This is a genomic window from Frigoribacterium sp. 2355 (assembly GCF_054060695.1).
In genome coordinates this window covers 329,777-343,240 of sequence record NZ_JBSSDL010000001.1, presented here as the reverse complement: position 1 = coordinate 343,240, position 13,464 = coordinate 329,777, and the positions used below count along the sequence as shown (strand labels likewise).

The window sequence follows — 13,464 nt, the reverse complement described above, 5'->3', positions numbered from 1 at the left end:
ACCCCTTGCCGGGCCGCCCGGAGACGGCGGACCTACTGCACCGCCGCCGTGAGGCGCGCGACGTTGTCGAGCACCTGCAGGGGAGCGGGCCTCGTGAGCCAGCTCGCCAGGGTGATCTCGTGCGACTTCGCGCGGTAGTCCGCCTCGACCTCGCGGACCTGGTCGACGAAGCCCGCTCCGCGCACCATGAGCGACACCTCGAAGTTGAGGCTGAACGACCGCATGTCCATGTTGCTCGAGCCGATCACCGCGACGTCGTCGTCCACCGTGAAGTGCTTCGAGTGCAGGACGATCGGCTTCTCGTAGAGGAAGATCCGCACCCCGGCCCGCAGCAGCGTCTCGTAGTACGAGCGCTGCGCGTGGTAGACGAGGAACTGGTCGGCGACCTCGCAGGCGAAGAGTTGCACGTCGACCCCGCGCTCCGCCGCGGTGGTGATGGCGTAGAGCATCGACTCGTCGGGCACGAAGTAGGGGCTCGCGATGATGAGGCGTTCCTGCGCGCCGTAGACCAGGGCGTTGAACAACCGGAGGTTGTTCTCCCCGTCGAACCCGGGTCCGCTCGGCACGACCTGGCACTCGTAGGCGTCGTCGCCCCCGCGTCGTTCGACGGGGGGCTCGGCCCCGGCGTCCGTGGGCAACTCGTCCGTCTCGCTGTACCAGTCGGTGATGAAGAGTGCGTTGAGGCCGATGGCGGCGGGACCGTCGAGCCGCACCATGAGGTCCTTCCACTGCAGGCCGCGTCGGATGTTGCCGCGCTTGTTGTAGCTGGGGTCGGTCATGTTCTGCGAGCCGGTGAACGCCACGTCGCCGTCGACGACGACGATCTTGCGGTGGTTGCGCAGGTCGGGTCGGCGCCACATGCCCTTCGTGGGGTGGAACGGCAGCATCTCCTCGAAACGGATGCCGGAGTCGCGGAGCCAGGTGCGCGTCACCCGGCCCTGGGGGTTGCGGATCGTGGCCCAGTGGTCGTAGAGCACCCGCACCTTGACGCCACGGTCGTGGGCACGCTTGAGCGCGTCGAAGAAGAGGAAGGTCGATTCGTCGCGCGTGAAGATGTAGAACTCGACGTGCACGTATCGTTCGGCCGCGTCGACGGCCTCGGTCATGGCCGCGATCGATCCGGCGTAGTCCGGCAGCAGCCGCGTCGTGTTGCCGGGGATGAGGGGCATGGCACCGAGCGTGCGGTTCAGCTGGACCACCGTCCCGAACCACGGCGGCTGGGTGTCGGTCGGCACGCGGTTGTCGAGACCCTGCGTGTTCTCGAGGATGAGCGAGTTGATCTCGCGCTGTTTGTCCCGCCGGTCCTTCGGCAGCTTGGTGCTGCCGAGGAGACCGTAGAGGACGCTGCCCGGGATGGGGGCGACGAAGATCGCCAGCAGCCACGCCATGGCCGAACTCGGTCGCCGGTTGCGCGGCACGACCGCCACCGACACGATCCTGATGAGGATGTCGACCACCAGGATCACGGTGGGGAACGCCTTGAGGAGCTTGCGCCAGGTCATCCGCCGATCATCGCAGGTCGACGGCGGACGGGGCCGCCCCCGTTCGTGTCGCCGGTTCGACCCCGCCCCGCAGGTCAGCGCCCGCTGCCCGCCAGGCTGGCCGACTCGCCCTCGGGCGCGGTCGCGAGGTAGCAGGTGACCTCGCGGTCGCCGGTGGCCCAGGTGTCCTCGGTCGGCGTGAACCAGCCGTAGTCGAGGGCCGAGTCCTCCCAGGTGGAGCCGACGTAGTCGTCGAAGACCTCGAAGCACGCGTCGTCGCCGAGCTGCCCGACCTCGTCGTCGCCGGGGAACGCCTCGTCGTCCAGGACCGGTTCGGCGAACACCTCGAAGTGGTGCACCTCGCCGCAGGCGGTCACGTCGACGAACGTCTGGTATTCGTCGTCGATCCCCTCCGTCATGTCGAAGCAGTCCCCGGTGGTGAGCTCGCTCACGAGCTCGGAACCGGTCTCGATCACGCCTCCCTCGCCCCCGTTCGCCTGGTAGAGGGCGAAGCAGATCCCGCCGAAGGCGATGACGCCCACCGCACCCAGCACGCCGAGGAGCACGCCCCGCCGTCGCCTCGGCGCCGGGGCACCCGCGACGGCACCGGGCGCGAACGCCTGCGGCGCGGGCCAGGCCGTGCCCAGACGGGACCCGGGCGGGACCAGGGCGGCCCACCGTCGCACCATGGCCGAGGCCGCGTCGAGCACCAGGGACGTCTCCTCGGCCACCCCGACGCCGAGGGGGTCCCGACGCCGCTGCTCGAGGGGCGTGGGCCCCGAGGCGTCGATGCGCAGGGGCACCGCGAACCAGTGCGATCCGTCGTGCCCCAGGTCGACGAACTCGGTGGCGCCGAGCCGGACGCGCAGCATCTCGGGGTGGCCGGCTCCCGGGACCCCGACGGCGCCGGCGGGGTAGTCGCTCGGCAGGACGCGCATCTCGAGCGGTCCGAACCGCTGCACGAGTCCCTCGGCCACGACGGACACGGGGGTCGCGTCCGAGGCCCCCTCGGTCGTCGTCCGGTCGTCTGGTCGGTCCACGAGTTCCCCCTGCTGCTGCGCGAGCCGCGTCCCGTGGCGGCCGTCGAGGGATGCTACCGGCACGCGGCCCGACGGCAGCAGCCCCCGTCGGCGGGCCAGGGGACGGGCGTGCCACGGGGCGTGAGCCGGGGGCGCGGCCGCACCGCGCCTCCTATGCTCGGGGGATGTCGTCCGGTCAGCCGAGTCCGTCCCGCGTCGACGTCGACCTGGTCGTGGTCGGCGGCGGCGCCATGGGCCTCGCGACGGCCTGGCAGGCCGCGACGCGCGGACACGAGGTCGTGCTCGTCGAGCGCTTCGAACAGGGGCACCACCGGGGTGCCTCCCACGGCGCGACCCGGAACCTCAACGTCGCGTACGACGACGCCGACTACGTCGCCCTCGTGCAGGAGGCGCGGCGGCGGTGGGACGCGCTGGCCGACGAGACCGGCACCCCGCTGCTCGACCTCGTCGGGGTGGTCAACCACGGTCGCCCGGCGATGCTCCGTCGGATGCGGGCCCTGCACGTCGACGCGGGCGTCCCCAGCGAACTGCTCGACGCCGCCGAGGCGGGGGAGCGGTGGAGGGGCATCCGCTTCGAGACCGAGGTGCTGCACGTGCCGGGCAGCGGACGCATCCGGGCCGCCGAGGCCCTGACGGTCCTCGCCCGGGCGGCCGAGGCCCACGGCGCGCGACTGCGCTGGTCGACGCCGGTCACGGGCCTGCACGTCGAGGGGCCGGAGCGCGTCCGGGTCGTCACGGCCGACGACGAGATCGTCGCCCGGCGGGTCGTGGTGACGGCGGGCGCCTGGACCGAGGACGTCGTCGGGGGCCTCGTCCGCCTCCCTCGCCTCACGGTGACCCAGGAGCAACCGGCGCACTTCGCCGTGACCGACGCCGAGGCCGTGTGGCCGAGCGTCAACCACCGTCCCGACCCCGACCGACCCGGCGAGTCGTGGTGGCCGGGCGTCGTCTACGGCATGCTCACGCCGGGCGAGGGCGTCAAGGTGGGCTGGCACGGAGCCGGACCCGTCGTGCACCCCGACCGCCGGTCGTTCGAACCCGACCCCGGGCAGCTCGAGCAGCTGCGGCGGTACGCCCGCGAGTGGTTGCCCGGCGTCGACGCCGAGACCGCCGACCCGATCAGCTGCACGTACACGACCACCGACGACGAGGACTTCGTGCTCGACCGGGTCGGCCCCGTCGTGGTGGGGGCGGGGTTCTCCGGGCACGGCTTCAAGTTCACGCCTCTCGTGGGGTCGATCCTCGTCGACCTCGTCGAGGGCGGCGACGCCCCCGCGCGGTTCCGGCGGCTGGGCCGGCCGTGAGCCCCCGGAGCGCGACGACCAGGGGCACCGTGGCCGGCCTGCCCTTCGTGCGCCGGGGGAGCGGCGTCCCGACGATCCTGCTGCCCGGGGTCGGCCCGGGTCGCCACCACCCCTCGACCTGGGACCGGACCCTGCTGCGGCTCGAGACGGCGCCGCTCGTCCGGCGGCTCGACCTGTGGACGCTCGGTCGTCGCCGCGGGTTGCCCGAGGGCACGACGATGGAGGACCTCGCCGACGACGTGGCCCGGGCCGCGGCCGAGATCGCGGACGGCCCGATCGACGTGGTCGGCACCTCGACGGGCGGCAGCATCGCGCTCCGACTGGCCGTCGACCACCCCGAGCTCGTCCGTCGACTGGTCCTCGTGTCCTCCGCCCACCGGCTGGGGGAGGCCGGGCGCGAGGCCCAGCGGCGCACGGCCGAGCGCCTCCGGGCCGGTGACGCGAGAGGTGCCTCGGCCGCGATGCTCGGTCAGACGACCACCGGCGTCCCGTCCTCGAACGCCCTGCGGCGCCTCGGACGGGTGGCACACCACTTCGTCGTCGGCGACCGACACGACGACCTGGTCGTGACGCTGGACGCCGAGGACTCGTTCGACGTGGGCGACCGCCTGGGCGAGGTCACGGCCCCGACGCTCGTCGTGGCCGGTGGCGCCGACGGTTTCTACCCCCTCGACCTGGTGGCGCGGACCGTCGCCGGCCTGCCGGACGCGACGCTCGCCGTGCACCCCCGGTCGGGCCACCTCGGCCTGGGCTCGCGAGGAGTGTCCCGCGAGGTGCTCGCCCACCTGACCCGCGCCTCCTGACGCTCGGGGCCCCGAGGACGCCCCGGGGTCGGCCGGGGCACCCCGGACGACGAATGTGCCGGTCGGACCGGCGAGTCCGCCCGTCGCGGGGCCGTTCGTCACCTACCATCCGAGCATGGCCGACAACGTGCAGACCGCGAGCGTCGGGGGCATCGCACCCCTCGACGACGACGTCACGTTCCACCGGCGCCGTGTGACGTTCGTCGCACCCCTCGACGACACCGTCCCCGAGCCCTCCGCTCGCCCGGACCAGCAGGAGCACCACCCCGTGAACCAGACCCTCGCCCCCGAGACCTCCGAGGCCGTCCAGGCCACCGTCGACCGTCTCGACGAGACGACCGAGGGCCGTCAGGCCGAGACGCGTCAGGCCGAGACGCGCCACACCGAGGCCCGCCCCGTCGATGCCGCCACTCCCGTGGTGCCCCGTCCCGTCTCGATCCCCTCGCACCGCGCCGACGTCGTCCTCGACGACGTCGTGCCCACGGACGCCTTCGAGGCCCGCCCGGCGAGCGTGGCCCGCCACTCGGTCGACACCTCGGCGATCACCCTGCCGGTGCTCGCCGTGTCGGTGCCCGACGACCTGCCCCAGCCCCCGGAGCGCATGACGCTCGACGACGAGGTGCTCGCCCGCCTGGTCGAGAAGCGCCTCGAGGACACCGCGACCATCGACCTGATGGCCGTCGTCCAGGCCCAGCTGGCCCTGCGCGCGGTCGAGGCCGCGCGGTTCGCCTCCTGGGAGGACGAGATCACCCGCGTCGGCACGGACGAGGCGGCGCGCGCCCTCGAGGCCACGCGCCTCCGGTTCACCGGGGTCCTGCCCGTCGTGACGCCCGGGACGATCCGTCAGGCCAGGCCCGTCGTCGAGGCGGGCCACGCGCCGGCCGTCGACCGCGACGCGCGCCCGGCCGACGCCACCCCGACCTCGGCTCCCGTCGTCGTCCCGTCGACCGGCCCCCGTCCCCTCGGGCTCGACGCCGACGACTCCGCCGGCGCCCCGGACGCCCGGGCGGCAGCCGACCAGGAGGCGCTGGTCGCGCCGACCCGGTCGGCCTCCGACGAGCAGACGGTCGCCTCCGCCCCCGTCCCGCCCCTGCTGCGTCGTCCCCTCGCGCTCGTGGTCGCCGCCACGGCCGCGCTGATCGTCGTCGCGGCCGTCGTGCTGGCCTTCGTCCCCGCCCTGGCCGTGGCCTCGGCCGTCCTCGCCACCGTCGCCGTCCCCGTCGCGACCGGCCTCGTCGGCCTGACCGCGCTCGCCTCGGTCTCGACCCGCCCCGACGACGCCACCCGCGTCGCCCGCCGCGGGCCGGTCGGCGTCGTCGCCGGCGTCGTGGTCGGCACCGTCGTCGGCTTCGGTCTGCTCCTGAGCGACCTCGGTTCGTTCGCCTGGCAGGGTTTCGTCGTCCGGGCCGTGGGCCTCACCGGCCTGTCGACGTCCGTCTCGGTGGTCGTCGCCCTGCTCGGCGCCTCGGTCGTCGCGTTCATCGTCGCGGTCATGATCACGGGGTTCCGCTCGACGGCTCGCGACTAGGCTGTCGAGGTGTCCACCCTCGCCTCGGTCAACTCCGTCATCGAACGTCTCTGGCCTCTCGCGGGCGCGTCGTCGTGGGATTCTCCCGGTCTCGTCGTCGGTGACCCCGACCGGCCCGTGACCCACGTGCACCTGGCCGTCGACGCCGTGCTCGACACCGTCGACGAAGCCGTCGGCATGGGGGCCGACCTGTTGCTGGTCCACCATCCGCTGCTGTTCCACGGCGTCTCGACGGTGTCGGAGGACACCACCAAGGGTGCCGTCGTCGCACGGCTCGTCCGTGCCGGGTGCGGCCTCGTCGCCGCCCACACCAACGCCGACGTCGTCGAGACCGGCACGTCCCGCGTGCTCGCCCACCAGCTCGGCCTCGTCGATCAGCGCCCGATCGCCCCGGGCGCCACCGACGACACGGGACTCGGCATCGTCGGGCGCCTGCCGCACGCCATGACGCTCGTGGCCCTCGCCCGCCAGCTCGGCGACGTGCTGCCCCCGACCGCGTCCGGCATCCGTGTGGCAGGCGACGCCGACCGCGTCGTCGAGACGGTCGCCCTCTGCGCCGGTGCCGGCGACTCGCTGCTGGCCGACCCGGCGGTGCTCGCCGCCGACGTGTACGTCACCAGCGACCTGCGCCACCACCCCGCCTCCGACGCGCGCGAACTCATGAGGCTCGGCCGCGGCCCCGCCCTGGTCGACGTGTCGCACTGGGCGGCCGAGTGGCTCTGGCTCGACACGGCGGCCGCGCAGCTCCGCCGCGAGCTGCACGACGTCGAGGTCACCCTCAGCGACCTGCGCACCGACCCGTGGGACTTCGCCGTCGTGCAGTGAGCACGGCGAGCCGCCCGTCGCGACGTCGCCGGGTCGCGAGCCGCGAGACCTCGCGGCCCGCGCCTCCTCGTCGCCCCGTCCCTGCCTCCCCCCGACCCCGAGAAGAGTCCCCATGCCCCTGATGAAAGCCAGCTACGAGCACCAGGCCCTGCTGCTCGACCTGCAGCAACTCGACACCGCACTCCGCCAGATCGCGCACAAGGGGGCGAACCTCCCCGAGATCGCCGTCCTCGCGTCGCTCGAAGGCGACGGCTCTCGCCTCCGCAGCCGCCTCGCGACCGAGCAGGGCGCCTGGGAGGACGCGCAGAGCGAGCTCAAGCGCATCGAGTCCGACGTCGCCGTCGTCGAGGCGCGCGTCGTCCGTGACGAACAGCGCATCGCGTCGTCGTCGTCCTCGAAGGACGTGGCCGCCCTCGAGGGTGAGCTCGCCGCCCTCGCCAAGCGTCGCTCCGACCTGGAGGACCTCCAGCTCGAGGTGATGGAACGCGTCGAGAGCCTGGGTGCCGTCGCGGCGGTGACGCGGGGCGAGCTCGACCAGCTCGACACCCGCCGCGTCGACGCCGAGACCGGGCGCGACGCGAAGCTCGCCGAGCTCGAGGCCGACCGGGCCGAGGTCGTCGCCAACCGCGAGACCATCGCCGCCACGGTGCCCGCCGACCTGCTGGCCCTCTACGAGCGTCAGCGGGACCGCTACGGCGTGGGCGCCTCGTTGTTGCGTGGTGGCGTGTCGAGCGCGAGCGGCGTGGCCCTGACGGGCAGCGACCTCGCGGCCGTGCGTGCCGCCGCCGAGGACGACGTCGTGCTCTGCCCCGACAGCAACGCGGTCCTCGTCCGCACCTACGAATCAGGCCTCTGACCAGGGGCGGGGCCCCCGCACGAGCCGTGGCACGCGGAGGGGCGTCGCACCGCTAGGCTCGGGGTCGCGAATGGGTCGACAAGACGGTCGCGTCGGCGGGCGAGAGCCCGTCGCCGAGGAACGTCCGGGCTCCACAGAGCAGGGCGGTGGGTAACACCCACCCGGGGCAACCCGCGAGAAAGTGCAACAGAGAGCAGACCGCCACGCGTCGCACCTCCGGGTGCGGCACGGGGTAAGGGTGAAACGGCGGTGTAAGAGACCACCAGCGGCTCGGGTGACCGGCCGGCTATGTAAACCTCGCCCGGAGCAAGGTCAAAGAGGGGACGACGAGGCTGCTCGCCGAGTCCCCGGGTAGACCGCTAGAGAGCTGCGGCAACGTAGTTCCGAGAGAGATGGCCGTCCATGGTGCCTCGGCACCGGGACAGAACCCGGCGTAGCAGTCGGCCCATTCGCCTCACGCGACACGACCCCGGCCCAGGAGGCGCGCCTCCTGGGCCGGGGTCGTCTCGCGTCGTTCGCGCCTCGCCTCAGAACGCCGGGTTCGAGTCGGCGGCCAGGGCGGCGGCACCCATGATGCCGGCGTTGTTGCGGAGTTTCGCCGGCACGATCTCGGCCCGCAGGTCGAGCAGCGGCAAGAACTCGTCGTGGTGCTTCGAGACGCCGCCGCCGACGATGATCAGGCGCGGGTAGAGCAGGGCCTCGAGGTGCGAGTAGTACTTCTGCAGGCGCTTCGCCCAGTGCTTCCAGCTGAGGTCGTCGCGCTCCTTCGCCGCGAACGAGGCCTTGGTCTCGTAGTCCTTGCCACCGATCTCGAGGTGCCCGAGCTCGGCGTTGACGATGAGCACGCCGTCGTTGATCAGGGCGGTGCCGATGCCCGTGCCGAGCGTCGTCATGACGACGAGGCCCTTCACGTCCTTCGCGGCCCCGAAACGGGTCTCGGCGTAGCCCGCGGCGTCGGCGTCGTTGACGAAGTGGATGTCGCGGCCGAGCGTGGTCTCGAAGAGCTTCTCGGCCTCGAAGCCGATCCACTTCTTCGACACGTTGGCGGCCGAGAGGGTCTTGCCGTCCATGATGGCGGCCGGGAAACAGACGCCGACCGGCACCGAGGCGTCGTCGAGGCCGAGTTCGTCGACGATCTGCCGGACGACCGCGACGATGGCGTCGGGTTCACCGCCCTCGGGAGTGCTCTTCTTGATGCGGTCCGAGAGGAGCTCGCCGCTGTCGAGGTCGACGATCGCCCCCTTGATGCCTGTGCCGCCGATGTCGATTCCCACTGCGGTGCGTGCCATGGGTGGTCCTTTCTCAGGAGAGCGTGAGGATGTCGGCACCGCGTTCGGTGACGACCAGGGTGTGCTCGAACTGGGCCGTGAGGCTCTTGTCGCGGGTGGTGACGGTCCAGTCGTCGTCCCAGACGTCGGCCTCGATGCCACCGAGGGTCAACATGGGCTCGATGGTGAACACCATCCCGACCTCGATGACGTCGTCGTACTGCGGCGCGTCGTAGTGGGGGATGATTAGGCCGGAGTGGAAGGCGCGTCCGACGCCGTGGCCGGTGTAGTCGCGCACGACGCCCAGGCCGAAGCGCTTGGCGTACGACTCGATCGCCCGACCGATCACGTTCACCTGACGGCCCGGAGCGACGGCCTTGATGCCGCGCCTCAGCGCCTCACGGGTGCGGTCGACCAGGTCGACGGTCTCGGGGGCGGCCTCGCCGACGACGAAGGTGCGGTTCAGGTCGCCGTGGACGCCGTTCTTGAACGCCGTGATGTCGACGTTGATCAGGTCGCCGTCGACCAGGACGGTGTCGTCGGGGATGCCGTGGCAGATGACCTCGTTCACCGAGGTGCAGACCGACTTGGGGTACCCGCGGTACCCCAGGGTCGACGGGTAGGCGTCGTGGGCGACGACGAACTCGTGGGCGATGCGGTCGAGTTCTTCGGTCGTCACGCCGGGGCGGAGGGCGGCCTCGACGGCGTCGATGGCCTGCGAGGCGATGCGGCCGCTCTCGCGGATCAGCTCGACGGTCTCGGCGTCGTAGACGTCGCCGTCGGTGTACTCGGCCGGAGCGGCCTTGCCGACGTACTCGGGTCGGGCGATCGACGGGGGGACCGGACGCTGCGCTGAGATCCGGCCCGGGGTCAAGAATCCGTGGGAGTCCCGGGGCATACGATCAAGCTTAGGGGGAGCGCGACGGGCTCGCGTTCTCGACAGCCGCACCGAGAGGACGACACCATGGCCGAGTTCTGGTTCAACACGAAGACGCACGAGGTCGAGGAGGGCAAGGTCTCTCCGGCCGTCGACCGCGCCGGGCCCTACGCCACCCGCGACGAGGCGGCCCGGGCGATCGAGACGATCAAGGCCCGCAACGCCGCCCTCGACGCCGAAGAGGCCGCGAACGACTGACCGGTCCGGTCGTCCGGTCGGCGCGTCGCCGTCGGGACGACCGGTCGCCGACGGGCCGATCGGGCGTCAGACCGTCGTCGGCCGGTAGGTGATCGGCAGACGGCGGTCCCGGCCGAAGGCCATGCCCGAGATCTTCGGGCCGATCGCCCCCTGGCGGCGCTTCCACTCGGAGCGGTCGACCAGCTTCGTGATCTCGGCCACCGTGTCCGCGTCGTAGCCGAGCGCCACGACGTCGGCCGCCCCGAGGGCGTTCGTGATGTACCCCTCGAGGATGCCGTCGAGCACCTCGTAGGGCGGCAACGAGTCCTCGTCCTTCTGGTCCGGCCGCAGCTCGGCCGACGGCGGCTTCGTGATCGAGTTCTCGGGGATGGGCGCGGTCTCGCCGATCGACTCGGCGTGGGCGTTGCGCCACCGGGCGAGCTCCCAGACCATCGTCTTGGGGACGTCCTTGATCGGGGCGAACCCGCCGACCGAATCGCCGTAGATCGTCGAGTAGCCGACGGCGAGCTCGGTCTTGTTGCCCGTGGTCAGCACGAGGTGGCCGTGCAGGTTCGACAACCCCATCAGCACGAGCGCCCGGGCGCGGGCCTGGACGTTCTCGGCGGCGAGGCCCGTGAGGTGCAGCTGGTCCTCGAACGGTGCGACGAGGCCGGCGATCGGTTCGGTCGAGTACCGCACGCCGATCCGCTCGGCGACGTCGTCGGCGTCGCTGCGGCTGTGCTCGCTCGACCACTGGCTGGGCATCGAGACGCCGTACACGGCGTCGGCCCCGATGGCGTCGGCGGCGATCGCCGCGCACACGGCCGAGTCGATGCCGCCCGAGAGTCCGAGGATGACGCTGCGGAACCCGTTCTTCCGCACGTAGTCGCGGGTGCCGAGCACCAGGGCGTTCCAGAGCTGCTGGCGGTCGTCGGGCAGGTCGGCGACGTCGCGCTCGACCGGGGACGAGGAGGCGCGCCCCGCGTCCGGCCCGGAGCCACCGGAACCGACGACGGTCGCGTCGGACGCCGGGTCGAGCTCGACGCGGCGGATGCCCTCGGGCAGCTCGGTGTCCGTGGCCGGCTCGGGGTCGAGGTCGACGACGAGCAGGTGCTCGTCGAACTGCGGGGCCCGGGCCAGGATCGTGCCGCTGCCGTCGACGACCACGCTGTCGCCGTCGAAGACGAGGTCGTCCTGACCGCCGACGATGTTGACGTAGGCCACCAGGGTGTCGTTCTCGACGGCCCGGCGGGTGACGAGGGGGAGGCGCACCTCGTCCTTGTCGCGGACGAACGGGCTCGCGTTGATCACGACGAGCAGGCCCGCGTCGGCGTGCAGGACGCGCTCGACGGGGCCGCCGTCGCGCCAGAGGTCCTCGCAGATCACGAGGGCGACGTCGACGCCCGCCACGCGGACGACGAGCAACTCGTCGCCGGGGATGAACACGCGGTACTCGTCGAAGACCGAGTAGTTGGGCAGGTGGTACTTGGCGGTGGTCGTCACGACGCGACCGCCCTGCAGGACGCTGGCGCAGTTCTTCGCGATCGCGGTCGGGGCGTTGCTCGTGCCCAGGAGGCGCGGCTCGAAGGGCCCGTCGGCGTGGCCGACCACCACGGGGAGGTCGCCCAGGCCCTCGGCCTCGAGGGTCTCGGCCAGCACCTCGACGGCGTGCCGACTGGCCTGGAGGAAGCTCGGCCGGCTGGCCAGGTCCTCGATCGGGTACCCCGTGACGCTCATCTCGCCCGCGGCGAGGAGGTCGGCGCCGGCGGCGTGGGCCCGACGGGCCGCCTCGACGATCTGGGCGGAGTTGCCGGCGAGGTCGCCGACGACGGGGTTGGTCTGCGCGAGCGCCAAGCGGAGTCGGGGCATGTCCACTACCGTAGTGGCGGAGCAGAAAGGCCGTGGCATGGACAAACAGAGGGACTTCGTCCTCCGCACGATCGAAGAGCGCGGCATCAAGTTCATCCGCCTCTGGTTCACCGACGTGATCGGCACGCTCAAGTCCGTCGCCATCGCCCCGGCCGAGGTCGAGGGGGCGTTCGCCGAGGGCATCGGCTTCGACGGTTCGGCCATCGAGGGCCTGACGCGCTCGTACGAGGCCGACGTCCTCGCGCAGCCCGACCCGACGACCTTCCAGATCCTGCCCTGGCGGGGCGAGATCGATCCGACCGCCCGCATGTTCTGCGACATCACGACGCCCGACGGCCAGCCCGCCGTGGCGGATCCGCGCAACGTCCTGAAGCGCACCCTGGCCCGCGCGGGCGAGCGCGGCTTCACCTTCTACACGCACCCCGAGGTCGAGTTCTACCTCCTCAAGAGCGCGCAGCTCGGCGCCGACGGCCCCCAGCCGGTCGACTCGGCCGGCTACTTCGACAACGTCCCCGGCGGGACCGCCCACGACTTCCGTCGCCGCTCCGTCCGCATGCTCGAAGACCTCGGCATCTCGGTCGAGTTCAGCCACCACGAGGCGGGGCCCGGTCAGAACGAGATCGACCTGCGCTACGCCGACGCGCTGACGACGGCCGACAACATCATGACCTTCCGGACGGTCATCAAAGAGGTCGCCATCGAGCAAGGCGTCTTCGCCTCGTTCATGCCGAAGCCGTTCAGCCAGCACCCCGGTTCGGGCATGCACACGCACATGTCGCTCTTCGAGGGCGACTCCAACGCCTTCTACGAGGCCGGCGCCGAGTACCAGCTGTCGACCATCGGTCGTCAGTTCATCGCGGGCCTGCTCAAGCACGCCCCCGAGATCACGGCCGTGACGAACCAGTTCGTCAACAGCTACAAGCGCCTCTGGGGCGGCGACGAGGCGCCGAGCTTCGTGACCTGGGGCCACAACAACCGCTCGGCGCTCGTGCGCGTCCCGCTCTACAAGCCGAACAAGGGCAACTCGAGCCGGGTCGAGTACCGTGCCATCGACTCCGCGGCGAACCCGTACCTGGCCTTCTCGCTGATGCTGGCGGCGGGGCTCAAGGGCATCGAAGAGGGCTATGAGCTGCCCGCCGAGGCCGAGGACAACGTCTGGGGCCTGAGCGACGCCGAGCGTCGTGCCCTGGGTTACCGTCAGCTGCCCGCCAGCCTCGACCACGCCCTGTCGATCATGGAGAACAGCGAACTCGTCGCCGAGACGCTGGGCGAGCAGGTCTTCAACTACGTGCTCCTCAACAAGCGACAAGAGTGGAAAGAGTACCGGGCACAGGTCACGCCGTTCGAGCTGCGCTCGAACCTCGAGATCCTCTAGT

The 13,464-nt window shown here is 72.0% G+C and carries 12 protein-coding genes and 1 other RNA gene; 8 read left to right on the top strand and 5 right to left on the bottom strand.

All coding sequences use genetic code 11. The features are described 5' to 3' along the window. Positions 1-32: 32 nt before the first annotated feature. Both cls and ACVJ1F_RS01605 read right to left on the bottom strand, forming a co-directional pair. Positions 33-1,502: a cardiolipin synthase gene (gene cls / locus ACVJ1F_RS01610; protein ID WP_056045533.1), complete on the bottom strand. Its 1,470-nt coding sequence runs from the start codon at positions 1,500-1,502 to the stop codon at positions 33-35. 74 nt (positions 1,503-1,576) lie between these two features. Then, positions 1,577-2,521 (bottom strand): septum formation family protein, encoded by a 945-nt coding sequence (locus tag ACVJ1F_RS01605; protein ID WP_456884293.1) that lies wholly within the window; start codon positions 2,519-2,521, stop codon positions 1,577-1,579. A 164-nt stretch (positions 2,522-2,685) separates the two neighbouring features. Here ACVJ1F_RS01605 and ACVJ1F_RS01600 point away from each other — a divergent pair, with 164 nt between their 5' ends. The 6 genes from ACVJ1F_RS01600 to rnpB all read left to right on the top strand — a co-directional run bounded on the left by ACVJ1F_RS01600 (position 2,686) and on the right by rnpB (position 8,289). Then, positions 2,686-3,825, top strand: a complete 1,140-nt coding sequence (locus ACVJ1F_RS01600; protein ID WP_456884291.1) for an FAD-dependent oxidoreductase — start codon at positions 2,686-2,688, stop codon at positions 3,823-3,825. 29 nt (positions 3,826-3,854) lie between these two features. Then, the gene (locus tag ACVJ1F_RS01595; RefSeq protein WP_277959067.1) at positions 3,855-4,628 is read left to right on the top strand and encodes an alpha/beta fold hydrolase; all 774 of its coding nucleotides are present in this window, start codon (positions 3,855-3,857) and stop codon (positions 4,626-4,628) included. 115 nt (positions 4,629-4,743) lie between these two features. Beyond that, a complete protein-coding gene (locus ACVJ1F_RS01590; protein WP_456884289.1) occupies positions 4,744-6,156 on the top strand; it encodes a hypothetical protein in 1,413 nt (470 codons plus the stop codon). A gap of 9 nt (positions 6,157-6,165) precedes the next feature. Beyond that, the gene (locus tag ACVJ1F_RS01585) at positions 6,166-6,981 is read left to right on the top strand and encodes a Nif3-like dinuclear metal center hexameric protein (protein WP_456884288.1); all 816 of its coding nucleotides are present in this window, start codon (positions 6,166-6,168) and stop codon (positions 6,979-6,981) included. Between the two features lie 112 nt (positions 6,982-7,093). Next, on the top strand, positions 7,094-7,837 hold the full coding sequence (locus tag ACVJ1F_RS01580; protein WP_233568328.1) for a zinc ribbon domain-containing protein: 744 nt from the start codon (positions 7,094-7,096) through the stop codon (positions 7,835-7,837). A 71-nt stretch (positions 7,838-7,908) separates the two neighbouring features. Beyond that, positions 7,909-8,289, top strand: an RNA gene (rnpB, locus tag ACVJ1F_RS01575) — RNase P RNA component class A. Positions 8,290-8,364: 75 nt separating this feature from the next. On the opposite strand, the gene ppgK is transcribed toward rnpB, so the two are convergent. Together ppgK and map are read right to left on the bottom strand one after the other, a co-directional pair. Next, positions 8,365-9,126, bottom strand: a complete 762-nt coding sequence (gene ppgK / locus ACVJ1F_RS01570) for a polyphosphate--glucose phosphotransferase (RefSeq protein ID WP_056045514.1) — start codon at positions 9,124-9,126, stop codon at positions 8,365-8,367. A gap of 13 nt (positions 9,127-9,139) precedes the next feature. Beyond that, complete coding sequence (map, locus tag ACVJ1F_RS01565) at positions 9,140-10,003, bottom strand: type I methionyl aminopeptidase (protein ID WP_056045510.1); 864 nt, start codon at positions 10,001-10,003, stop codon at positions 9,140-9,142. A gap of 66 nt (positions 10,004-10,069) precedes the next feature. On the opposite strand from map, the gene ACVJ1F_RS01560 reads away from it, so the two are divergent. Next, positions 10,070-10,240, top strand: a complete 171-nt coding sequence (locus ACVJ1F_RS01560; protein WP_123570143.1) for an SPOR domain-containing protein — start codon at positions 10,070-10,072, stop codon at positions 10,238-10,240. 66 nt (positions 10,241-10,306) lie between these two features. On the opposite strand, the gene ACVJ1F_RS01555 is transcribed toward ACVJ1F_RS01560, so the two are convergent. Then, entirely contained in the window at positions 10,307-12,088 is a 1,782-nt protein-coding gene (locus tag ACVJ1F_RS01555; RefSeq protein WP_285063529.1) for an NAD+ synthase, read from the bottom strand. A 37-nt stretch (positions 12,089-12,125) separates the two neighbouring features. On the opposite strand from ACVJ1F_RS01555, the gene ACVJ1F_RS01550 reads away from it, so the two are divergent. Continuing rightward, positions 12,126-13,463, top strand: a complete 1,338-nt coding sequence (locus ACVJ1F_RS01550; protein ID WP_043592660.1) for a glutamine synthetase family protein — start codon at positions 12,126-12,128, stop codon at positions 13,461-13,463. Position 13,464 lies beyond the last annotated feature (1 nt).

What these genes read in the sequence shown, in the direction of transcription:
- cls (WP_056045533.1), bottom strand. Translation starts at nt 1,502, where the DNA reads ATGACCTGGCGCAAGCTCCTCAAGGCGTTCCCCACCGTGATCCTGGTG.
- ACVJ1F_RS01600 (WP_456884291.1), top strand. Translation starts at nt 2,686, where the DNA reads ATGTCGTCCGGTCAGCCGAGTCCGTCCCGCGTCGACGTCGACCTGGTC.
- ACVJ1F_RS01590 (WP_456884289.1), top strand. Translation starts at nt 4,744, where the DNA reads ATGGCCGACAACGTGCAGACCGCGAGCGTCGGGGGCATCGCACCCCTC.
- ACVJ1F_RS01580 (WP_233568328.1), top strand. Translation starts at nt 7,094, where the DNA reads ATGCCCCTGATGAAAGCCAGCTACGAGCACCAGGCCCTGCTGCTCGAC.
- ppgK (WP_056045514.1), bottom strand. Translation starts at nt 9,126, where the DNA reads ATGGCACGCACCGCAGTGGGAATCGACATCGGCGGCACAGGCATCAAG.
- map (WP_056045510.1), bottom strand. Translation starts at nt 10,003, where the DNA reads ATGCCCCGGGACTCCCACGGATTCTTGACCCCGGGCCGGATCTCAGCG.
- ACVJ1F_RS01560 (WP_123570143.1), top strand. Translation starts at nt 10,070, where the DNA reads ATGGCCGAGTTCTGGTTCAACACGAAGACGCACGAGGTCGAGGAGGGC.
- ACVJ1F_RS01555 (WP_285063529.1), bottom strand. Translation starts at nt 12,088, where the DNA reads ATGCCCCGACTCCGCTTGGCGCTCGCGCAGACCAACCCCGTCGTCGGC.
- ACVJ1F_RS01550 (WP_043592660.1), top strand. Translation starts at nt 12,126, where the DNA reads ATGGACAAACAGAGGGACTTCGTCCTCCGCACGATCGAAGAGCGCGGC.